Source organism: Alteraurantiacibacter buctensis (genome assembly GCF_009827655.1).
GTDB classification, from domain to species: Bacteria; Pseudomonadota; Alphaproteobacteria; order Sphingomonadales; family Sphingomonadaceae; genus Alteraurantiacibacter; species Alteraurantiacibacter buctensis.
Window position 1 is genome coordinate 135370 of sequence record NZ_WTYV01000005.1, and the last position, 22124, is coordinate 157493.

21 protein-coding genes and 1 other RNA gene are annotated in these 22124 nt (G+C 67.6%); 5 read left to right on the forward strand and 17 right to left on the reverse strand.

Annotated elements, in window-relative coordinates; genetic code table 11:
• The first annotated feature begins 93 nt into the window (after positions 1-93).
• Entirely contained in the window at positions 94-891 is a 798-nt protein-coding gene (rlmB, locus tag GRI99_RS12785) for a 23S rRNA (guanosine(2251)-2'-O)-methyltransferase RlmB (protein ID WP_160772442.1), read from the forward strand.
• A gap of 84 nt (positions 892-975) precedes the next feature.
• Here rlmB and GRI99_RS12790 read toward each other — a convergent pair whose 3' ends face one another.
• The 5 genes from GRI99_RS12790 to ffs form a co-directional block, all read right to left on the reverse strand.
• Positions 976-1248, reverse strand: a complete 273-nt coding sequence (locus GRI99_RS12790; RefSeq protein WP_160772443.1) for an HU family DNA-binding protein — start codon at positions 1246-1248, stop codon at positions 976-978.
• 206 nt (positions 1249-1454) lie between these two features.
• A complete protein-coding gene (gene lon, locus GRI99_RS12795; RefSeq protein WP_160772444.1) occupies positions 1455-3851 on the reverse strand; it encodes an endopeptidase La in 2397 nt (798 codons plus the stop codon).
• A gap of 323 nt (positions 3852-4174) precedes the next feature.
• Positions 4175-4513, reverse strand: coding sequence for a YbaB/EbfC family nucleoid-associated protein (locus GRI99_RS12800; RefSeq protein ID WP_160772445.1), 339 nt, complete (start codon positions 4511-4513; stop codon positions 4175-4177).
• A gap of 5 nt (positions 4514-4518) precedes the next feature.
• The gene (locus GRI99_RS12805) at positions 4519-6333 is read right to left on the reverse strand and encodes a DNA polymerase III subunit gamma/tau (protein WP_160772446.1); all 1815 of its coding nucleotides are present in this window, start codon (positions 6331-6333) and stop codon (positions 4519-4521) included.
• 51 nt (positions 6334-6384) lie between these two features.
• An RNA gene (gene ffs, locus GRI99_RS12810) (signal recognition particle sRNA small type) lies at positions 6385-6479 on the reverse strand.
• Between the two features lie 120 nt (positions 6480-6599).
• On the opposite strand from ffs, the gene GRI99_RS12815 reads away from it, so the two are divergent.
• Positions 6600-7124 carry a hypothetical protein gene (locus tag GRI99_RS12815; protein WP_160772447.1) on the forward strand — a complete coding sequence of 175 codons (525 nt, stop codon included), beginning with the start codon at positions 6600-6602 and terminating at the stop codon, positions 7122-7124.
• Positions 7125-7139: 15 nt separating this feature from the next.
• Here GRI99_RS12815 and GRI99_RS12820 read toward each other — a convergent pair whose 3' ends face one another.
• From GRI99_RS12820 to GRI99_RS12830, 3 genes are all read right to left on the reverse strand, one after another.
• Complete coding sequence (locus GRI99_RS12820) at positions 7140-7418, reverse strand: ETC complex I subunit (RefSeq protein ID WP_160772448.1); 279 nt, start codon at positions 7416-7418, stop codon at positions 7140-7142.
• A 33-nt stretch (positions 7419-7451) separates the two neighbouring features.
• A complete protein-coding gene (gene hrpB, locus GRI99_RS12825) occupies positions 7452-9890 on the reverse strand; it encodes an ATP-dependent helicase HrpB (RefSeq protein ID WP_160772449.1) in 2439 nt (812 codons plus the stop codon).
• Positions 9891-9994: 104 nt separating this feature from the next.
• The gene (locus tag GRI99_RS12830; protein ID WP_160772450.1) at positions 9995-11017 is read right to left on the reverse strand and encodes a polyprenyl synthetase family protein; all 1023 of its coding nucleotides are present in this window, start codon (positions 11015-11017) and stop codon (positions 9995-9997) included.
• Positions 11018-11084: 67 nt separating this feature from the next.
• Between GRI99_RS12830 and GRI99_RS12835 the strand changes: the two genes are divergently transcribed.
• A complete protein-coding gene (locus tag GRI99_RS12835) occupies positions 11085-11384 on the forward strand; it encodes a chorismate mutase (RefSeq protein ID WP_160772451.1) in 300 nt (99 codons plus the stop codon).
• A gap of 1 nt (position 11385) precedes the next feature.
• Positions 11386-11823, forward strand: a complete 438-nt coding sequence (locus GRI99_RS12840; RefSeq protein ID WP_160772452.1) for a GFA family protein — start codon at positions 11386-11388, stop codon at positions 11821-11823.
• A gap of 8 nt (positions 11824-11831) precedes the next feature.
• Here the strand turns inward: GRI99_RS12840 and GRI99_RS12845 are convergent, their stop codons facing one another.
• The 8 genes from GRI99_RS12845 to GRI99_RS12880 form a co-directional block, all read right to left on the reverse strand.
• Complete coding sequence (locus GRI99_RS12845; RefSeq protein WP_160772453.1) at positions 11832-12326, reverse strand: hypothetical protein; 495 nt, start codon at positions 12324-12326, stop codon at positions 11832-11834.
• Positions 12327-12405: 79 nt separating this feature from the next.
• A complete protein-coding gene (locus GRI99_RS12850) occupies positions 12406-13230 on the reverse strand; it encodes a hypothetical protein (protein ID WP_160772454.1) in 825 nt (274 codons plus the stop codon).
• A complete protein-coding gene (locus GRI99_RS12855) occupies positions 13227-13814 on the reverse strand; it encodes a sigma-70 family RNA polymerase sigma factor (protein ID WP_160772455.1) in 588 nt (195 codons plus the stop codon). Before GRI99_RS12855 ends, GRI99_RS12850 begins: the two co-directional genes overlap by 4 nt.
• Positions 13815-13983: 169 nt before the next feature.
• Positions 13984-14811 (reverse strand): outer membrane protein, encoded by an 828-nt coding sequence (locus GRI99_RS12860; RefSeq protein WP_160772456.1) that lies wholly within the window; start codon positions 14809-14811, stop codon positions 13984-13986.
• A gap of 114 nt (positions 14812-14925) precedes the next feature.
• Positions 14926-16410, reverse strand: a complete 1485-nt coding sequence (locus GRI99_RS12865; protein ID WP_439098437.1) for a sensor histidine kinase — start codon at positions 16408-16410, stop codon at positions 14926-14928.
• Positions 16367-17044, reverse strand: a complete 678-nt coding sequence (locus GRI99_RS12870) for a response regulator transcription factor (protein ID WP_160772457.1) — start codon at positions 17042-17044, stop codon at positions 16367-16369. The genes GRI99_RS12865 and GRI99_RS12870 overlap by 44 nt, the downstream gene beginning before the upstream one ends.
• A gap of 92 nt (positions 17045-17136) precedes the next feature.
• Entirely contained in the window at positions 17137-17463 is a 327-nt protein-coding gene (locus tag GRI99_RS12875) for a hypothetical protein (protein ID WP_160772458.1), read from the reverse strand.
• A 79-nt stretch (positions 17464-17542) separates the two neighbouring features.
• Positions 17543-18265 (reverse strand): SIMPL domain-containing protein, encoded by a 723-nt coding sequence (locus GRI99_RS12880; RefSeq protein WP_160772459.1) that lies wholly within the window; start codon positions 18263-18265, stop codon positions 17543-17545.
• Positions 18266-18378: 113 nt separating this feature from the next.
• On the opposite strand from GRI99_RS12880, the gene GRI99_RS12885 reads away from it, so the two are divergent.
• On the forward strand, positions 18379-20202 hold the full coding sequence (locus GRI99_RS12885) for an ABC-F family ATP-binding cassette domain-containing protein (RefSeq protein ID WP_160772460.1): 1824 nt from the start codon (positions 18379-18381) through the stop codon (positions 20200-20202).
• A 34-nt stretch (positions 20203-20236) separates the two neighbouring features.
• Here GRI99_RS12885 and GRI99_RS12890 read toward each other — a convergent pair whose 3' ends face one another.
• Positions 20237-22057: a DUF885 domain-containing protein gene (locus GRI99_RS12890; RefSeq protein ID WP_202393088.1), complete on the reverse strand. Its 1821-nt coding sequence runs from the start codon at positions 22055-22057 to the stop codon at positions 20237-20239.
• Between the last annotated feature and the right edge of the window lie 67 nt (positions 22058-22124).

The window sequence follows — 22124 nt, forward strand, 5'->3', positions numbered from 1 at the left end:
GGGGCCGGTCCAGCCGAGAGGCGCCCCAATGGCGAAGCCGTGCTTGCCTGTCAATGGCCGTGCTGGCAGGAGGCCGCTCGAAAGGACGCGAACATGGCAAAACGGGATGGCAGGTCCAACCTGCGCGGACGCGCGGGGCGCATGCAGGGCGGGCGCGGATCGGGCCGGGCAAGCTCGGGAGCGGTGCGCCTGTGGGGCCGGCACGCGGTGGAAGCCGCGCTGAAGAACCCCGAGCGCCGGCATCGCAAGCTCTGGGCCACGCACGAGGGCGTCGCCTCGCTGGATGGCGAGCTGCCGCCCGGCTTCCCCCTGGAGTATGCCGGGCCAGAGGATCTCGCCCGCCTGGTATCCCGGGACGCCCCGCACCAGGGGCTGGTCCTGGAATGCGATCCGCTGGAAGACCTGCATCTGGAAGAAGTCCTGGACGGCGATCCTGACCGGCCCATCGTGGTGCTGGACCAGGTGACAGACCCGCACAACGTGGGCGCCATCCTGCGCTCCGCCGCGGCCTTCGATGCTGCGGCCATCGTGACGCAGGACCGCCATGCCCCGCCAGAGGGCGGCGTGCTGGCCAAATCCGCTTCAGGGGCGCTGGAGATCGTCCCCTGGGTGCGGGTGGTCAACCTGGCCCGCGCGCTGGAGGAGATGGCCGAGGCCGGTTACTGGCGCATCGGCCTGGCCGGGGAAGCCGAGGCCACCTTCTCCCAGGCCCTGCCTTCAGGTCCCGTGGCCATCGTGCTCGGCGCCGAGGGTGAAGGGATGCGGCACAACATCGCTGCCCATTGCGATGCCCTTGCCCGCCTGCCGATCAGCGAAGCGATGGAGAGCCTCAACGTCTCCAATGCCGCCGCCATCGCGCTCTACGCCGTGGCGACCCGCGAATCGGACTGATCGCCGCACACGAACCGCCACACGACAAGGGCCGCCGTCCCCGTCCGGACAGCGGCCCTTCGTGTTACCGGCAAGGCGGCAGGATCAGTTCACCGAATCCTTGAGCACCTTGCCAGCCTTGAACTTGGGTTGGGTGGAAGCGGCGATCGGCATCGGCGCGCCGGTGCGCGGATTGCGACCGGTCGAGGCCTTGCGGCGCGCGACCGAGAAGGTGCCGAACCCCACCAGGCGCACTTCGCCGCCCTTCGACAGGGTGGCAGTGATCGTGTCGAACACGCTTTCCACCGCCTTGGTTGCATCACTGCGCGACAGGCCGCTTGCTTCGGCGACCGCGCCGATCAGCTCGTTCTTGTTCATTGTCCGGTTGCCCCCTCGGTATTGTTGTTATTCTCGAAGTTCAAAATCGCATCGCGATTGGGGCGGGAATTGAGCGAGTTTTCACGGCGCTGTCTAGGCCTTAGCGGCTCCCGCCCGCCCGATTGTGGCAATTTCATGGACAAACGGTGCCAACCCCTGACGCAATCGCTGCGCAAGGGGCCGCTGCGGGGGCCAACAGGGCCGAATCAGTGTGTGGTTGCGCCGGAAGCGCCGCCCGGCTGCGGCTGGCTGGCAAGGTCATCCGCCTCGGTCCATTCGATGGCCGCGGGCATGTGCACCAAGGCATGGGCCAGCACTTCGTCGACGTGGGACACGCAAACGATCTCCAGCCCCTGCTTCACGTTGTCGGGCAGTTCGGCCAGGTCCTTCTCGTTCTCGGCCGGGATCAGCACCTTGGTGATGCCGCCGCGCAGAGCCGCCAGCAGCTTCTCCTTCAGCCCGCCGATCGCCAGCACCCGCCCGCGCAGGGTGACCTCGCCGGTCATCGCCACATCGGGCCGCACGGCAACGCCGGTCAGGGTCGAGACGATAGAGGTGACCATGCCGATACCGGCAGACGGACCGTCCTTAGGCACCGCGCCTTCGGGCAGATGGATGTGCACGTTCTTGCGGTTGAAGATCGACGGATTGATGCCATAGGCGGGCGCCCGCGCCTTCACGAAGCTGAAGGCTGCCGCCACGCTCTCGGTCATCACCTCGCCCAGCTTGCCGGTGGTCTTGACCTCGCCCTTGCCGGGCACGGTGACGCTTTCGATGGTCAGCAACTCGCCGCCCACGCTGGTCCAGGCCAGGCCGGTAACGGCACCCACCTGGGCTTCGGCCTCGCTCTCGCCATGCTTAAACTTGCGCACCCCGGCAAAGTCACCGAGGTTGTCGGGCGTCACCCGCACGCTCTGAACCTTGCCTTCCAGGATCTGGCGCAGACTCTTGCGGGCCAGCCGCGCGATCTCGCGCTCCAGCGTCCGCACGCCGGCTTCCCGGGTGTAGTAGCGGATCAGGTCGCGCAGGGCCGCTTCCTCAAGGTAGAACTCGCCCTTCTTCAGGCCGTGGGCCTTCACCTGCTTCTCGATCAGGTGGCGCTGGGCGATCTCGACCTTCTCGTCCTCGGTGTAGCCTTCCAGCCGGATGATCTCCATCCGGTCGAGCAACGGCTGCGGCAGGTTGAGGCTGTTCGCGGTGCACACGAACATGATGTCGGACAGATCGATGTCCAGCTCCAGGTAGTGATCCTGGAACTTGGCGTTCTGTTCCGGATCAAGCACCTCAAGCAGCGCCGAAGCCGGATCGCCCCGGAAATCCTGGCCCAGCTTATCGATCTCATCCAGCAGGAACAGCGGGTTGCTGGTGCCGGCCTTCCTCAGGTTCGACACGATCTTGCCCGGCATCGAGCCGATGTAGGTGCGCCGGTGGCCGCGAATCTCGGCCTCGTCACGCACCCCGCCCAGGCTCTGGCGGATGAACTCGCGCCCGCAGGCCTTGGCGATCGACTGGCCGAGCGACGTCTTGCCCACGCCCGGCGGACCGACCAGGCACAGGATCGGCCCCTTCAACTTGTTGGTGCGCGCCTGCACTGCCAGGTACTCGACGATGCGGTCCTTCACCTTGTCGAGCGCGTAGTGATCGGCATCGAGCACGGCCTGCGCAGTGGCGATGTCCTTCTTCAGCTTGCTCTTCTTGCCCCAGGGCAGGCCCAGCAGCACGTCGAGGTAGTTGCGAATGACCGTTGCCTCGGCACTCATCGGCTGCATGTGCTTCAGCTTCTTCAGCTCGCCTTCGGCCTTGGCCTTGGCTTCCTTGGACAGCTTCAGCTTGTCGATGCGCTTCTGCAGCTCGGCAATCTCGTCGCCCTCGCCGTCATCCCCGCCTCCCAGTTCGCTCTGGATCGCCTTCAACTGCTCGTTCAGGTAGTACTCGCGCTGGGTCTTCTCCATCTGTCGCTTCACGCGGCCGCGGATCTTGCGCTCCACCTGCATCACCGACAGTTCGCCATCCATGGCTGAGACGACCATTTCCAGCCGCGTGAGCGGGTTGGTTTGGGCCAGCAGCTCCTGCTTGGTGGCGACGCGCGCGGTCAGGTTGCCGGCGATGGTATCGGCCAACTGGCCCGGGTCCTCGATCTGCGCCAGTTCGCCTTCCAGCTCTTCCGGCAGCTTCTTGGAGTTGCGGGCATAGTCGGCAAAATGGTCGAGCGCGGTGCGCATCAGCGCGCTGGCTTCCACGGTCCCGGTGCCCTCGCCGGTCTCCGCCAGCTCGGTAACGGTGGCGCGGACCAGCCCGTCAGCCTCTTCCAGCGCATCGAGCGAGGCGCGCACCTGGCCCTGCACCATCACCCGCACGGTGCCATCGGGCAGCTTCAGCATCTGCAGCACCTGCGCGATCACGCCCACCTCGTAGAGGTCCGCCTGCGCGGGATCGTCGCACTTCTCGTCGCGCTGGGTGACCAGCACGATGCCCTGGTCCTCCGCCATCGCCGCTTCCAGCGCGGCAACCGACTTCTCGCGCCCCACGAACAGTGGGACGAGCAGGCCCGGGAACACGACTATGTCGCGCAGGGGCAGGAGCGGAAGGGACTTGGTGATCATGTGCGGGGTATCCGGGAGGGGTTGCTTGGCACCTCATATGGGGAGGCCTTGCGAGCCATGCAACCGAAGCACGGGGCGCACCTGTGGATGCCCGAGCATTAGCCGCCAAATGCTTGATTCGCTTGGAACCTGGAACACATGGAACAAGGTTCAGAGGTGAAATGTAACCTTGCGGGCCAAAGTGTCACCTTGGACGGCAAGGTGCAATCTTGCCCGGCGGTGGATGCAGGCAAATGCAGAGCTGGCAACGGCATGACGCCAGGCTTGCACAACGCCTTGCCTGTAGGAAAGCATCGAGCGGCGCCCGGTCGCCCGCGAGGCCCTCACATCCCCGGCAGCTTGAACCCCGGCGGCAGGCCCAGCCCGCTCTGCATCTTCTGCATTTCCTCGTTGCTGGCGCGGTCGGCCTTGTCGCGGGCGTCGTTGAAGGCGGCGGTGATCAGGTCTTCCAGGATCTGCTTCTCGCTGGGCTGCATCAGGCTGTCGTCGATCGCCACGCCCAGGATGCGGCCCTTGGCCGTGGCGCGGATGGTGACCAGGCCGCCGCCCGAGCGGCCTTCCACTTCCACGCTGTCCAGCTTTACCTGCGCCTCGTTCATCTGCTTCTGGATGTTCTCGGCGGCGGCCTGTGCGGCCTTCAGCATTTCTTCCATCGACTGCATAGGATTTACGCTCTCTTGCTCCAGGTCTCGCGGCCGGTGGCGACCGCATCGATCAGTTCGGCTTGCGGGAAGGCGGCCAGCGCTGCCTGCACCAGCGGGTGGCTTTTCACGCGCTGCTCCTCGGCGCGGGCGGCTTCCTCCTCGCGCTCACGCAACGAAGGGGCACCCTCGCCCGTTCCCCGGGCCACGTCCCACCGCTCACCGGTGGCGCGCAGCAGGGCATCTTTCAGGTCGGGCCCGATCTCGTCGGTGAAAGTGGCGGGGGTGGTATAACGCAGGTGGCCGGGGCGCAGTTCGATCACCCGCACCCAGTCGCGCATGATCTGGCCCACGCGCAGCAGGCCTTCCTGCTCCACCCGGTCGCACAGGATCGACCATTCGATCTCCGGCGCGGGCATCGAGGCGGTGGCGGGATGTCCGGCGGCGGCGGCAGGCCCGGAGGGAGCAGCGGCAGCGCCGGCCATCCCCACGCCGCGCTCTGCCGCTTCCTTCAGCAGCTTTTCCAGCTTGCCGGGATCGGGCATGTCGACCGCGTGCATCACCCGCAGCAGCGCCATCTGCGCGGCCACCAGCGGATCGGGCGCCGTCTTTACCTCGTCGTGCCCCTTCAGCAGCAGTTGCCACAGGCGGTGGACCTGCCCGGCGGATAGGCGCGCGGCCCAGCCGGCGATGATGGCGCGCTCCTCCTCCGATCCGCCGTCCGCCTCGCCCTCGGCGATCTGCGCCACGGTGATGCGGTGCACCAGGTCCAGCGCGCCGCGCATCAGGGCCAGCGGCTCCACGCCCAGCGAATACTGGTCGTTCATCGCGGCCAGCATGGCGCGGGCATCGCCGCCCAGCAGGCTGGCAAAGACGGCGCGCTGGGCGCCCTTGTCGGCCAGGCCCAGCATCTCGCGCACCTTGGCAGCGGTGACTTCGCCCCCGCCTTCCATGTCCGCATGGGCAATCGCCTGGTCAAGGATGGACAGGCCATCGCGTGCCGAGCCCTCGGCAGCGGCGGCGATCATTGCCAGCGCTTCGGTTTCCACCATCACGCCCTCGGCATCGCAGACGTGGCCGAAATGCGTCTGGAGCAGGTCTGCCGAAATGCGCCGCAGGTCGAACCGCTGGCAGCGCGACAGGACGGTGACGGGCACCTTGTCCACCTCGGTCGTGGCGAACAGGAACTTCACGTGCGGCGGCGGCTCCTCCAGCGTCTTCAGCAGGCCGTTCCACGCCTGCTTGGAGAGCATGTGCGCCTCGTCGATGATGTACATCTTGTAGCGCGCGCTGACGGCCGCATAGCGGACCGCCTCGATGATCTCGCGCACGTCATCGATGCCGGTGTGGCTGGCGGCGTCCATTTCCAGTACGTCGATGTGGCGGCCCTCGGCAATAGCTACGCAGGGTTCGCACTGCCCACACGGATCGATGGTGGGGCCGCCCTGCCCGTCAGCCCCCACGCAGTTGAGGGCCTTGGCGATCAGGCGGGCGGTGCTGGTCTTGCCCACCCCGCGCACCCCGGTCATCAGGAAGGCATGGGCCAGCCGCTGGCGGGCAATGGCGTTGGCCAGCGTGCGGACCATCGGCTCCTGCCCGATCAACTGGCTGAAGGTCTGCGGGCGGTACTTGCGGGCCAGCACGCGATAGGGCTGCGTGGTGGCTGCCGCAGCGGGAGCGGGTGCCGGGGCTGCCGTCGGCTCCGGTCGTGCCGGTGCCGGCTCGCCGAACAGCGCGCTCTGCCCCGCCGCCTCAAGCTCGGCGGCAGAGGGCTGCTGCGCCTCCTCCTCGTCCTCGCCCGTTTCCCAGGGAGGGAGTTCGTCGTCCGGTGAATCACCCATGCGGCGATAGGTAGGCGCTGAGCGCGCGCTTGTCATGCCAAGGCTGTGTGGAAAAAAGGAGCCGGGCGACCCGCTGCCATCTACCTGGGCTGCTGCCTTCCGGCCCTGACCCGGTGAGCAGACGCGAACGTCCACCCGACTCCCGGAACGCGATCTAGGCCTGGCGCTGGGCGATTGCAACCCCTCGGGCGCAGGGGTATCCCTGCATCGAGAGAGGTGTAGCAGAGGGGTCATCGCCTGCATCGCACCTGGGGGGAACCTGAACCATGCGTACCATCATCACCGCCGCGCTTTCCCTGGCCCTGGCTGCCTGTGGCCAGGCCTCGCCCGATAGCCAGGACGCCGGGGAGCCCGCTGCCCTGGCCGCCGCCGGCAATGCCGCAATCGACTTCGGTGACGATGCGAGCCGCTGGGCCAACGACAACGAGTGTGACGACAAGCGCTTCATCGACGCCGGGATGACTGCCACCCCGCTGCTGGACGAGGACATTGGCCACGACGCCACCGATTGCCGCACCGCCTACGAGGCGGGCAACCTGCAACTGCGCCAGGCCGTGCCCGCCCGCCCGCTGTCTGCTCCGGTAGATGGAACGGTGGACTTCGGCGACGACACCAGCCGCTGGGCCAATGACAACGAGTGTGACGACAAGCGCTTCACCGGCCCCGGCATGACCGAAACGCCGCTGCTGGACGAGGACATCGGCCACGATGCCACCGATTGTCGCCTCGCTTACGAAGCTGGTCGCCTGCAACTGGCGGACGGGGATGCCGGGGCTGCGCCCGCCAAATAGCCGCGCCCGCTGCCCTCAGCGGAAGTTGTCGGCGTAGGCCTGCAGCTTCAACCGCCGCGGCGGCACCACGTGGACCACGGCATCGATGCCGTATTTGTCGGCATAGGCCTGCGCGGCTTCCTGAGTGCCGAACTTGAGCTGCACCTGGCTCTGCGTATCGCCGCTGCCGGCCCAGCCCATCAGCGGATCGGCCTTTCTGGCCTGCGCTGGGGCGAATTCGAGGATCCACTGCTCAGCCAGAGCCTTGCCGCTCTGCATCGCGTTTTTCGGGCGTTGGAAGATGCGTGCCTGCATGGAACGAGCCTTTGCTGATTCGCGGGCCGCAAATCAAGTGCGGTTGAAGGCGTTTTTCGTCTTCAGGCTGGGCTTCTCGGCCCAGGGTTCGTCCGGCCAGCGGTGCTTGGGGTAGCGGCCCTTGCCGTCCTTGGCCACGTCTTTCCAGCTTCCCTGCCAGAAGCCGGGCAGGTCACGCGTGGCCTGCATCGGCTTGCCCCCCGGGTCGGTCAGCTTCAGCAGCAGCGGCGTGGCGCCGATCATCGGATGCCGTTCCAGCCCGAACACCGCCTGCACCCGCACCTCTACGCTGGGGGCATCGTCCGCCGCGTAGTCGATGGCATGGTGCGTGCCGGCGGGACTGGCAAACTCGCGCGGGGCCAGCCGGTCGAGCTGCTGGCGTTCGTCCCAGGTCAGGCGGTTGAGGAGCGCTTCGGTCAGCGCCCCCTTAGGCAGGTCGAGATCGCGCCGCCCGGCAAGCAGCGGTGCCAGCCAGTCCCGCGCTTCCGCCGCCAGCCGATCCAGCGAAAGCGCGTCCAGCCCGGCAAACCGGGCGCGGGCCAGCAGGGTGCGGGGCAGCAGTTCCCCCAGCCGCTCCACAGCCTTTTCCAGAAGGATATCCACAAGCGCCTGCGGGTCTGGCTGCGGGTCCGGCCCGCTGGCCAGGGTGATGGCCCCCAGCCGCCGTTCAAGCCGCGCTTCCACCCGGCCCTCGCCGGCGTTCCAGCGCGCGGTGTGGCGGCGTTCGATCCGTGCGCCCAGCCATTGCTCGACCTCGGCCGGCTCCAGCGCCAGCGCGGCGGTAATGCGCGAAGCTCCGACCCGGCCCTGCGCATCGCCGATCACCAGCCACTCCGCACGGGCAAGTGGACTGGCGGGATCAAGCACATACCCGCGCCCGCCGGCAGACAGCCAGTTCTCCCCCGAAGCATCGCGACGGCGGGCCAGATTGTCCGGCAGGGCGTGGGCCAGGAGCACACCAGGCGGGGGACAGGCCGCCCTTGCGCGCTCGGCCATGCCGCTTGCCCGCCGCGCCCATCCGGCTGCCAGCTTCCTTGCCGCGTCCGCCCGCCCCGACCGGTCGCCATCCCACCGCTGCAACCGCAAGGCCAGGTCCTCGCCCCGGCCGCCAAGTCCGCGCTCCTGCAGCAGCAGCGCCAACCGGGCCGTCTGCTCGCCCGCCCCGTGCGCTGCGCCGAACAGCAGCATGGCCGCTTGCCACGGGTCCATCGGCAGCGCAGCGATCCGGCGGCCGTGATCGGTGATCCGCCCTGCCCGGTCCAGCGCACCCAGCGCCTGCAACCGCTCATGCGCCGCCGCCATGGCCGGCCCCGGTGGCGGATCGAGCCACGGCAGGCTGGCCGCATCGTCCACCCCCCATTGCGCCAGCGCCAGGGTCAGCGGGGCAAGATCGCTGGTGAGCATTTCCGGCGGATCGAAGGCCTCGCGCCCGGCATGGCCGCCCTCCTCCCACAGGCGATAGGCCACGCCCGGCCCCTGCCGCGCCGCGCGACCTGCGCGCTGGGCGGCGCTGGCCTGGCTGGCACACACCGTCACGAGATGGGTGGTTCCCGCCGCCACATCATAGGCGGGCCGGCGCGAGAGGCCGCTGTCCACCACCACCCTCACGCCGTCCAGCGTGATCGAGGTTTCCGCAATACTGCTGGCCAGAACCACGCGCCGCCGACCTGAAGGATCGCGCCGGATCGCCTCGCGCTGGCCTTGCGGCAGGACCTGGCCATGCAGCGGCAATACGGGATTGTCCGGAAGGCGCTCAACCAGCCGCTCGCGCACCCGTTCGATCTCGCCCACCCCAGGAAGGAAGGCGAGGATATCCCCCTCCTCCTCGCGCCAGGCGGTCAGGATGGCCGACGCCATGCTGTCTTCGAGTCGCTTTTCCGGGCTGGAGCCCAGCCAGCGGATTGCCAGCGGGTGGGCCTTGCCCTCGCTCTCGATCACCGGCGCGTCCCCGCCAAGCAGCGCGGCAAAGCGCGCCCCATCGATCGTGGCGCTCATCACCAGCACCCGCAGGTCATCGCGCAGCACGCTTTGCGATTCCAGCGCCAGCGCCAGGCCCAGGTCACTGTCGAGATGCCGCTCGTGCGCCTCGTCGAACAGCACGGCGGACACGCCCGCCAGCTCCTGGTCGGCCAGGATGCGGGCGACGAAGATCGCCTCGGTCACCACCAGCAGGCGGGTGGCCTTGCTGCTCTTGCTGTCGAGGCGGGTGAGGTAGCCGACTGTCTGGCCTACCGGCTCACCCATCTGTTCCGCAATCCGCTCCGCCGCAGCCCGCGCGGCCACGCGGCGCGGGCTGAGCAGCAGGATCTGCCCGGTGCACCAGGGTTCGGCCAGCAAGGCCGGAGCAACCGCCGTGGTCTTGCCCGCACCCGGCGGGGCGATCAGCACGGCGCTGCTGCGCGCGCGCAGGGCGGCCAGCAGGTCCGGCAGGACAGCTTGGATGGGGAGAGACGCTTCAATCATAATCGTCATGCTGAACTTGTTTCAGCATCCATTACTGATCCTCATCCGCCTTTGGTGCGGCGAAATGGACCCTGAAACAAGTTCAGGGTGACGAAGATGTCTGCGCGAGAGGCCTAATAGCCCCGCGTCACCGCGAACTGGGCGGCTTCCACCATAGCGCGACGGGCTTCGCTGTCGGGGAAGATGGCCAGGGCATCGCATGCGCGCTGGGCATAGAGGCGGGCGCGCTCGCGGGTATCGGCCACGGCGTTGTGCCGATGGATGATCTCGACCGCCTGGGCCAGATCCTCGTCCGAATTGGCAAAGCCCGCCACGGCATCGCGCCAGAACTGGCGTTCCTCCTCAGTCCCGCGGGCATAGGCCAGGATCACCGGCAGGGTCATCTTGCCTTCGCGGAAATCGTCACCGGCATCCTTGCCCATCTCGGCCCGGTTGCTGTCGTAATCGATCGCATCGTCGACCAGCTGGAAGGCCACGCCCAGATAGCGGCCATAGTCGTCCAGTGCCTTTTCCTCGGCCTCGCTGCGTTCGGCCACCACGGCGGCGATGCGGCTGGCCGCGGCGAACAGGGCAGCGGTCTTGGCGCCGATGATGTGGAGGTAGCGTTCCTCGCTCGTCTCGATCCGGCGCTGGCTGACCAACTGGTCCACCTCTCCCTGGGCGATGATCGCGCTGGCGCTGGAAAGGATCTTCAGCACCTTCAGGCTGCCGTCTTCCACCATCAGCTCGAACGCACGGCTGAACAGGAAATCGCCCACCAGCACGGTGGCCGGGTTGCCGAAGACGATGTTGGCCGTGTCCTTGCCGCGGCGCGTCTCGCTGCCGTCCACCACGTCGTCATGCAGCAGGGTGGCGGTATGGATGAATTCCACGGCGGCGGCCAGCTTGTGGTGGCGCGTGCCCTGGTAACCCAGCACCTCGGCCCCGGCGATCGTCAGCATGGGGCGCATCCGCTTGCCCCCGCCGGTGATCAGGTGGCCGGCGAGGGCCGGAATCAGCGGGATTTCGCTCTGCATCCGGTCAAGGATGACGGCGTTGACCGAATTCATGGCGCTGGCGGTCAATGACAGGATCGGGGCCAGCGACGGCTTGCCCTGTTCCGCACCGCGCTTGAGGGGGACCACGTTGGACGACATTTCGCCTGTCCCCATGAAGGGCCACGCGGGTGTTGGCAAGCGCGCAATTGGTGCTAGTCAGAGCGCGATGGACACCAACCTGCAGCCCGATCCGGTCCTGGCCGGCTACCGCAAGAGCATCGACAACATCGACGCCGCGCTGATCCACATGCTGGCGGAACGCTTCCGCATCACCCAGGCGGTGGGCCAGTACAAGGCGCTTTCCAACCTGCCGCCCAGCGATCCGGGCCGCGAAGCGCGCCAGATCGAGCGGCTGCGCGCCCTGGCGATCGAGGCCGAGCTGGACCCGGAGTTCAGCGAGAAGTTCATCCGCTTCGTGATCGACGAGGTAATCCGCCATCACCAGCAGCACGCAGCCGGGGCCTGACATGACGGGCGAGGCGATGGCCAGTCAGCCGATGGAGGGCGGCTGCCTGTGCGGCGATATCCGCTATACCATCACGCCGCCGGCGCTGTTCGTCAGCCAGTGCTGCTGCCGGGATTGCCAGAAGGCCACCGGCACCGGCCACACCACGATCATCGGCATCCACAAGAGCCAGCTGGCGATGGACGGGACGCCCGCCACCTATACCAACACCGGGGATACGGGCGGGCGGGTGACGCGGCATTTCTGCGGGCGCTGCGGCGGGCGGCTCTATACCTCGGGCGATCTGCCGGGGGATTACATCATGGTCCAGGCCGGCAGTCTCGACGATCCGGGGCAGGTCAGCCCGCAGGACGTGATCTACGTGAAGGACAAGCCACACTGGGACAAGGTGGATAACACCCTGCCCCAGTATGCCGAACTGCCTCCTCCCCCTGTATAGTACAGTGTTTACGGGCGGCGGGGGCGCTGCGGGCCGGTGGTGGTGACCGAACGGGTCACGCTGCCATCTTCTCGCACCGCCGATGCATCGCGGCTGCTGACCACTTCGCCCGCCTGGTTGGTGACGGCACGGCTGGCGGTATAGCCGCTGCCGGTCCGCACCCGTTCGCCGGAGATGTCATAGCTCTGCCCGCCCCTCCCGGTGGCGCTGCCGGAAAGCACCGAGCCGGATTCGGTGCGGGTGCGGGTGGTCTGGGCGGAGCGGGTGCGCCCCTGGAAATCGCTCTGCTGCACCGAGCGGGTCACGCTGCCGTCACCCCGCGTCCTTTCATAATGGCTGCTGGCCGTGGCGCCGTCGCGGCGGGTGACCTGGGTATCACGGGCAAGGTGGCCGGGCTGGCGGCTGGTGCTGGTCACACGCTCGCGCGCTTCGGCGGATGCGGTGGGGGCAAGCAGCGCCGCGCCCAGGGCAATGGCGACGAGAGCTGGAAAGGTCTTGTGCATCGGCGTTCTCCTTCAGGGGGCGAGGCGCTTGGTGCGGCCTCATTCCCTTGACGCAGGAGCCCCGCGCCGCCCTTCGCGCCTAGGGTGCGATTTCTGTTTCCGGCGTTTGGGTCGGGGCCGGCTGGAGGGCCAAGCCGCGCCGTTCCGCCAGCCGCTGGCGCAGGGCGGAACGCTGCTCGGGAGACAGGCGCTGTGCCGGGGCCAGGCCAGCCTCCTCGCGCGCCTGGCGCAAGGTCTCGCGGGTGAGCGGCTGGCCCTCGGCAAGGGTCTGGCGTAATTCCTCGCGCAGGGCCTCGCGGCGCTCTTCCCCCTCAGCTTCGCTGCGTGCGCGGGCATCGGCCAGCCGCTGGCGCAGTGCCGCCTCCTGCTGCGCCGTGGGCACCGGCAGGCCGGCGGCGCGGCGGCGGTCGAGTTCGGCATCGATCCGCTGGTCCACCACAGCGCGTCGCTGGGCGACCCGTTCGGGACGGCGGGCATCGGCGCGGGAGAACACGGTATCCAGTTCCTCGGGCGTGTCGATCGGCCCTTCCACCACTGGCGGCAGAGTGGGGGTGGCAGGCGGCGGCGCGGCGGCTGGTGCGGCGACAGGCGCGCGCCCGGTCACTTTCTGCGCCACGTCATCGACGATCTTCTGCACCGGCTGCGGCAGCACGATGCCAACCTGCTGCAACATGCCCGTGGCCGCCGCCGCGCTCGACAGCAACAGCCCTGCACCAAGGCCAAGCGCCACCCGCCGGGCAGAACGCCAGCGGCTGGCAGGTGCACGGCGCAGCGGCGGCAGCGCAGGTGCGCGCCCCTCGGTAGCGGCCAGCACCCGGTCGGCAAACCCGCCAGACAGCGACGGCGCGCGGTCGGCATCCAGCAGCGCCTTCAGCGCGGGATCGAAGGGATCGGTCTGGCTCATCGCCCGTCTCCTGCGGCGGTAAACGCAGCCTTCAGCGCCGCACGGGCGCGGAACAGCAGCGATTCGAACGCCTTCACCTGCATGTCGAGCGCCGCTGCGCTTTCCGCATTGGACAGCTCCTCGTAATAGGTCAGCACGATGGCGGCACGCTGCCGGTCAGGCAGGGCGGCGATCAACGCACGGGCACGGGTGGCCTGCTGGTTCGCCTCCAGCATGGCGTCGGCCAGCGGAGCCTCGTCGGCCCGCTCTGGCACCTCCCCGCCTGCAATCCTCTGACCGCGCCGCAGCCGGTCGATCGCCAAGTTGATCGCGATCCGTCGCAACCAGGCGGCCACGCTCTGCCGCCCCTCGGTCCAGCGCGGGGCATGGTCCCACAGCCGCAGCAACGCCTCCTGGGCAATGTCCTCGGCTTCGTGCGCATCCCCCGTCATGCGCCAGGCCACGCGGTGCAGCGTGGCGGCGTGCCGCTCCACCAGTTGGCGGAATGCGGCGGCATCGCGCGCGGCCACGCGGGCCAGCAGGGCAGCCTCGCCCACTTCCATCGCGGGAGAGGCGAAGTCGCTGACTGACTGGACCGCCGGCATGGCTGGCAAGCATTCCCTCGCTTGTGAAACAGGGCCTGTTTGCCCCTATCACGCAGCAGCTTGCAAAACCCTTCGCCAGCAGGCCCACATTCTTTCGGGCGAGGCATGTAAAAAGGGCAGGAGCGGATAACCGCCCCTGCCCTTCGCGTCCGTCAAACGGCAGACGGGATCAGAACCGGAAGTTGGCCACCGCGCGCAGGCTGTGCCACGAGAAGTCCTTCTCGTAAGGGTGCATGGTCACGCCGCCGGCCAGCACGAACGGATTGGTGGCCCCGGCCGTGCCCTGGCCCACGGTCACCGAATAGCGGCCGTTGCTGATGTCGTTGTAAAGGTATTCCACGCCCAGCGAGAGGCCTTCACTGATGCGGTATTCCGCACCGCCACCGGCCTGGAAGCCTTCCGACCAGCCCTTGGGGTTGTTCTGGGTGAAGGTGTTGGCAGTGTTGGTGCTTTCGAAGCGGTTATCCATCTTGGCGTGCAGCCAACCACCGGTGAAGTAGACCAGCCCGCGATCGAGTCCCCAGCCCAGGCGGCCACGAATGGCGGCGGTGTAATCGATATCGCGCGTGAAGGTGTAGCTGGCCGGCGTGGTGCTGAAGGCGGTCACCCGATCCTTGATTTCGGTGATCCCGGCTTCGCCCACCAGGCCCACGATCATGCGGTCGCCAACGGGAATGTCATAGCCCAGGCGCGCCGAATAGCTGAACTCGTTGTCATCGCCATCGCAGCCGGTGCCCGGCGCGGTGCTGGTGGGAGAGCCGCCGCAGAAGCCCGGCGAGAAGGCATTGGCCCCGGTGCTGGTGACCACAGTGTCGCCATAGGTGCCGTTGTTGCCGTTGTCGAAATCGACGGTGTCGATACTGTCATCGTTGAGGATGTCATAGCCACCGGAGACGCCTACGTAGAAGCCGCCCCACCCGTTAGTGTCCTGGGCCAGGGCCGGCGTCGCGGTGCCAGCGGCCAGTACGGCCAGCGAGAGTGCCAAAGTCTTACGCATGAAAAAATGATCCTTCTGGTGCCTTGCGGCAGTTATCCCGTCCGGATCAGAAAAGGCTTGGGCGCGCGTGCGGTTCCGCACTGCAACAAGGGTTTACCGCAAGGTGTTGCCAAATTACCCCGCTTTGGCGCGCGGCAGGTTCAGGATCACCAGCAGGCCGCCCAGGTCCTCGCTCTCGCCCAGCGCGATCGATCCGCCATAAATTTCCGCCACGTCGCGCACGATGGCCAGGCCCAGGCCCGTACCGGGCTTTTCGGTGTCCAGCCGCGCCCCGCGGGTGAACAGTTCGCCGCGCCGGTCTTCGGGGATTCCGGCACCATCATCCTCGATCCAGACGGCGCATTGGTCGGCCGCCGGATCGGCATCCACGGTGACGAAGACAGAGCCGCCGCCATACTTGGCCGCGTTCTCGATCAGGTTGCCCAGCATCTCCTCCAGATCCTGCCGCTCGATCGCCACTTCGCTGCGGGCGGCACCGTCAATGTCGAAGCGAACCTGCGGATAGAGTCGCGAAACGGCTCGCTCCACCGCCTGCGCCGCCTCGCGCACATCGGTGCGGGCATGGCCCACGGCGCGGCGGCCCACGGCGCGGGCGCGGGCCAGGTGGTGCTCCACCTGCCGGCGCATGGTCATCACTTCGCGCAGCACCGTGGTGTCGAGGTCCGGCGCATGGGCGCTGGCGGCGTTGGTCAGCACGGTCAGCGGCGTCTTCAGCGCGTGGGCCAGGTTGCCCGCATGGGTCCGCGCTTCCTCGGCCTGGCGTTCCGAATGGGCCAGCAGCGCGTTCAGTTCCTCCACCATTGGCTGCACTTCCAGCGGCAGCGGATCGGTGACGCGGTTGGCCCCAGCGGTACGGATGCGCTGGATCGCCATGCGGATGCGGCGCAGCGGTCCCAGGCCATACCAGGTTTGCAGCATGGCCATGACGAACAGGCCGATGCCCAGCACGGCGAAGGACCAGCCCAGGATCACGCGGATCTGCGAAAGCTGCTCCTCCAGGTCGGCGCGCGATCCGGCCACGGCAAACTGCCATTCCACATCGCTGCCGGGCAAGGTTACCGTGCGCTGGGCAACGCGCAGCTCCTCACCGTTCTCGCTGACGAGATCATAGAAGATCGGCTGCACCGCGCGCACATCGTCGCGGATCGGCAAAGGAGTGTCCCACAACGAGCGTGACGGATAAGGCGCAAAGCCATCGCCGTTGATCTGCCAGTAAAAGCCGCTGTTCGGCTCAAGGAAGCGCTGGTCGCCCAGCGGGCGGTTGAAGAACACCTCGCCCAGCGGGTCGATCTCGGCACTGGCCATCATGCCGCGCAGCGATTGCGCCAGTTGCTCGTCGAACTGGTTGGAAACCATGCTGGTCAGCGTGCGGTCCAGCGCCACCCCGCCCAGCGTCAGCAGGACGAGGATCCAGCCGGCCGCAATCATCAGGATGCGGCGCGAGATGGAACCGGTGTGCGGCGCTGCGCTAACCACGTCCGCACCGCGCGCGGCTGCGCCTTGCGGCACTTCGCTCAAGGGCGCGGTGCCGCCGGCAGGCCGCTCGCCCGCCGGATCACTCGCCGCGCGAATGGCCGGGGTCGTCGAGGCTGTAGCCAAGGCCGCGGATCGTGGTGATCACCTCAGCACCCAGCTTCTTGCGGATGCGGGTGACGAAGACTTCGATGGTGTTGGAATCGCGATCGAAATCCTGATCGTAGATATGCTCGATCAGTTCGGTGCGGCTGACCACCTTGCCCTTGTGGTGCATCAGGTAGGACAGCAGCTTGTATTCCTGCGCGGTCAGCTTCACCGGCTCGCCATTGCGGGTCACGCGGCCAGAGCGTGTGTCCAGCCGCACTTCGCCGGCGATCAGCTCGCTGCTGGCATTGCCCGAAGCACGCCGGATAAGCGCGCGCAGGCGGGCGATCAGTTCCTCGGTCTGGAAAGGCTTGGCCAGGTAATCGTCGGCCCCGGCATCGAGGCCCGCCACCTTGTCGGACCACGAATCGCGCGCGGTCAGCACCAGCACCGGGAAGTTGCGCTTTTCCTTGCGCCACATGCCCAGCACGGTCAGCCCGTCAATCTCTGGCAGGCCCAGGTCGAGCACCACGGCATCGTATTCCTCGGTCGAGCCAAGGAAGTGCCCGTCCTCGCCATCGGTGGAAAGGTCAACGGCATAGCCGTTCTGTTCCAGCGTGTTCTTGAGCTGCTGGCCCAGCGTGGGTTCATCCTCCACAATCAGGATGCGCATCTGTGTTCCCCTGCAAACGTGCGAGCCGATAAGTGGTCGCTGTAGATTAACGCGTCAACCGGCGTGGCGGTTTCCCTGTGCACGATGCCCCATCAGCGCGACACCCGCAGCACCCGCGCCGTGCGGGCATCCACATCGACCCAGATCATCTGGCCATCCCGCACAAATTTCAGGCGGTAGGCGCTGGCCGAGGGATCGTATTCGAAGCCGATATATTCGTCGCCCGCCATCTGCGGCAGGATGCGCCGCTCGATCTCGCGGATGGACAGGTTGCGCCCGGCCTGCATCTGCTCACGCGCCCGTTGCTGTTCGCTGGCCACCGCCCCGCCATTCCCACGGGTCTGCGCCAGTGCCACATCGGCAAGGACGGGTCCGGTCAGCAGAGCCAGGACAGCAAGCGGGGCGATGATGCGCTTCATGATGCTGTAATGCCTAGCTGCAGCGCATTGAACAAGGTGTGAATGCCCGGTTCGCCGTTCAGACAGCTAGGCAGCAAGCTTAACGGGTCATCTCGTACTTGACCGTGATGGTCACGCCGGACTGGACCTGGCCAGGCACCACAGGCGTGGCAGCCTGCGCCGCGTCGCGCGTTACCGCTGCCACCGGCATGGGGCCGTAGAACTGCGGCTGGCCTTCGCTCACCTCTAGCAGGCGCACGCCGGAATAGCCGGCCATGCGAGCATAATCGGTGGCACGCTGTTCGGCGGTACGCATGGCCTGGGTGCGGGCCCGGCTTTGTGCCTGGCTGGGATCGTCAACGCTGAAGCCCACGCCGCCAAGGTCGGTCGCCCCGGCAGCAACCAGCGCGTCCAGCACCTCGCCGGTGCGGCCAATATCGCGCAGCTTCACGGTTACGCGGTTCATCACGCGATAGCCCTGGAAGCGCTGCATCCGGCTCGGCTCGTCCCACTGGTATTCGGCCTGCAGGTTGATGCCGGTGGTGCCGATATCCTCGCGCCGCACGCCCAGCGCGCGAATCCGGTCGATCACCGCGGTCATCTGCGTGGCGTTCTGCTGCATCGCCGCCACGGCGGTGGGGGCAACCGTGGTCACGCCCGCGTCGAGCGAGGCCACATCCGGATCGCCCGGGATGCTTTCGCTTACCGTCAGTTCGACCACCGGGCCGCTGGCCTGGATCTGCACTTCGGCGGCAGAGGCGGCAGCGGGCACCATCGCGGCGAACGAGGCGGCGGCAAGGACGGGCAAAGTGGTACGGGTCATCGATGGAATGCTCCTGGTATGGGATGGCACGTGTGCCGTTGCCGCAATTACGCGCCGCTGAACCATCCGGTTCCTTGCCAGCAAGGTTTGCTGCCACTAGGTGCGCGCTCGATATGGCAGAACCCCCCATCCTTTCCTGGGAAGGCCTTGGCCTGCAGCAGGGCAGCGGCTGGCTGTTCGGCGCTCCCCCGCAAGTGCTGGGCGGCGGTGCCGGGCTTGACCTGCACATCGGCCCGCGCGACCGGCTGGCGCTGATTGGCCGCAACGGCGCAGGCAAGACCACGTTGCTGCGCCTGGTCGCCGGCCAGATCGAGGCCGACCGGGGGTTGAGGAAGGTCAAGCCGGGGTTGAACGTGGTGCTGCTGGAACAAGACCCGGACTTTGCCGGCTGCGCCACGCTGATGGACTTTGCCCTGGCCGGCACCGACGCTCCGCAGCGGCACGAGGTGGAGGCGATTGCCGGGCAACTCGGCATCGACATGGCCACCGGCGCGGCGGGTGCTTCAGGCGGTGAGCGGCGCCGGGCCGCGCTTGCCCGCGCGCTGGCGCTGGACCCTGACCTGTTGCTGCTGGACGAGCCGACCAACCACCTGGACCTGGCGGCGATCGACTGGCTGGAAGGCTGGCTGAGCCGCTTCAAGGGCGCTTTCATGGTCATCAGCCATGACCGCACGTTCCTGAAGCGGCTGACCAACGCCACCCTGTGGCTCGACCGGGGCAACCTGCGCCGCAAGGACGTGGGCTTCGGCGGTTACGAGGCGTGGGAAGAACAGGTCTATGCCGAGGAAGCCCGCGCCGCCGAGAAGCTGGACGCGAAGCTGAAGCTGGAGGCCCACTGGCTGGCCCGTGGCGTCACCGCTCGCCGCAAGCGCAACATGGGCCGGCTGGACAAGCTGCACCAGATGCGCGCGGTCCGTGCGGCCATGATCAACCCGGCAGGTGCAGCCAAGCTGACTCTGTCGAGCGATGACGACTTCAAGAGCAAGTCGGTGATCGTGGCCGACAGCATCACCAAGTCCTTCGGTGACCGCACGATCATCAAGCCATTCTCGCTGCGCATCCAGCGCGGCGACCGGATCGGCCTGGTGGGCGGCAACGGCGCGGGCAAGACCACGCTGCTGAAGCTTCTCACCGGCGAACTGGCTCCCGATAGCGGCACGGTAACCCACGCCCGCACCCTCAGCGGCGTGACCATCGACCAACAACGCAAGCTGATGGACCCGCAGAAGACCGTGCGCCAGGTGCTGGCCGAGGGCGGCGACTGGATCGACGTGCGCGGCGTGCGCAAGCACGTGCAGGGCTACCTGAAGGACTTCCTGTTCGATCCCTCGGTGGTCGATGCCAAGGTCGGCACCTTCAGCGGCGGCGAGCGCAGCCGCCTGCTGCTGGCGCGCGAATTTGCCCGCACATCGAACCTGCTGGTGCTGGACGAGCCGACCAACGATCTCGACCTCGAAACTCTCGACCTGCTGCAGGAAGTGATCGCCGATTACGAAGGCACGGTACTGATCGTCAGCCACGACCGCGACTTCCTGGATCGCACGGTTACCATCACCCTAGGCCTGGACGGCAGCGGGACCGTGGATATCGTCGCCGGTGGCTACGAGGACTGGGAGAAGCAGCGCAAGGAGCGGGCCAGCAAGGCCAGGGCGGCTTCGGCCCCCGCTGCCGACAAGGCCGCGCAAGCCGCTCCCCTGCCCCCGCCCAGCAAGAAGCTGTCGTACAAGGACCAGCGCGATTACGAACTGCTGCCTGCGCGGATCGAGGAACTGGAAAGCCTGATCGCCCGCGGCGAGGCGGCGCTGGCCGACCCCGACCTGTACACCCGCGATCCGGACAAGTTCGCCCGCATCATGAAATCGCTGGAACTGGCGCGCGAGGAGAAGGACGCGGCAGAACTGCGCTGGCTGGAACTGGCGGAGCTGGTGGAGGGCTAAAGTCCTCTCTCGTCATTGCGAGCGGAGGTGGGCCTTATCGCCCCTTTTCCCGCGCAATCCACGTATCCACCTGCTCGCCCAGCATGTCGAGCGGCATCACGCCCAGCTTGATGAGCTCGTGGAAAGCGCCCAGGCGGAACCGGTCACCCAGCTCGCGTTCGGCCCGCTCGCGTAGCGCTACCCACACGTTCTGGCCCACCTTGTAGCTGCACGCCTGCCCGGGCGAGACGCAATAGCGCTCGATTTCGCGCTGGCTGCGCTCGCGGGTGAAGGCCACGGTATCCACGAAATACTGCGTCGCGCGCTCGCGGCTCCAGCGCTGGTGGTGGACCCCGGTATCGACCACAAGCCGCGCGGCGCGGAACAGCCAGCTTTGCAGCGCGCCGGCCTTCTCCAGCCCGCTGTAGGCCCCCAGTTCCTCGGCCACCTGCTCGGCATAGAGCGCCCAGCCCTCGCCATAGGCGCTCAGCCAGTAGTTCTTCAGCAGCAGCGGCAAGTCCGCTTGTTCCTGCAGCAGCGACAGATGCAGGTGATGGCCGGGATTGCCTTCGTGATAGGTCAGCGACGGCAGGGTATACTTCGGCCAGTCACCCGTGCTCTTCAGGTTGATCCAGTAGATCGCCGGTCGCGAACCATCGAGGGTGGCGGTGCTGTAATAGCCGTTTGGCGCGCCGTCCTGGATGTCCACCGGCACACGGCGGATTTCCAACGGCTGGGTGGGCAGGCTGTCGAAAGCCTGCGGCAGCAGCGCGGTGATGCGGGCCATGCCGGTGTTGAGGCTTTCCAGCAGTTCTGCGCGGCCTGCGTCGGTATTCGGGTAAAGCTGGTCTGGCCGCGTGTTGAGTGCGTTCAGCCGCTCGCCCACGCTGCCCCGGGTCAGGCCGGCACCCTTCAGGATCGTGTCCAGCTCTGCGCTGATTTCCGCCACCTGCGCCAGGCCGGTGCGGTGCACTTCGTCAGGGCTCATACTGGTGGTGGTGTAGTAGGCCAGCGCCTTGGCGTAGATCTCGTCCCCGTGCGGAATGCGCCACACGCCGTCACCTGCTCGCGTGGTGCGGCGCATGCGGCGCACCAGCGCCCGCTGCCGCTCCAGTGCGGGATAGACACCATCGCGCACGATCCGCTCCGCCCGGCCCGCCCAGTCGCCCGCCAGGCCCTTCTCGCCCGCGCGGGTGGCCAGCGAGGTGACCATGCCACTCTCCCCGGGTGCCGGAGCCAGCAGGGCCCCGATCTGCGCGTCCACCAGGTCCAGCGACCAGCCCGGTGCCGCCACACCGCGCGCCGCATCGGCCGCCTGGGCGGTGCTCTCGTCATCGATCAGGAAGGGAAAAGCCGCCAGCCGCGCCAGATAGGCATCGGCATCGGCAGCCGTATCCACCGGGTGCTGCGAGTTGAGGAAATCGGGAATCGAGAAATAGGCCCCACCCTGCTGGCTGAGGCGGTAGGGCGCACCCACGTGTTGCACCCGCAACGGTTCGGACACCAGCGACTGGTCCAGCATGTATTGCGTCACCGCGCGGCGCAGGCGCCAGGTCTCGCTGAGGCCGGCCTCGTCAATGGCCGCCAGCCGGGCGAGCGACTGGCGCGCCAGCCGGGCAGAGGCTTCCTCCACCGCAGGGCCGGTCTGGTCGAGTTGGCTGCGCTTGTCGGCAAAGGGGCCGGTGTCGATGCCAAGCGAGGTCATCGACAGCGGGCTCAACTGCATCTGCCAGTTGAACACCTGCTCCATCTCGGTCGCCACTGCTGCATCTCCGGCAGTCTGGGCCAATACGGGGACAGACGTGAAGGCCGCACCCAAGGCGGCGGCGCTGGTGCCGGCCATGAAGGCGCGGCGATCGATCGGGGCAAGATACATGGTCGGTCCCTTACGCAGATGGTTGCGTGCGGAACCAGTCATTCCCCGAATTGTGCGGCGCGGGCAA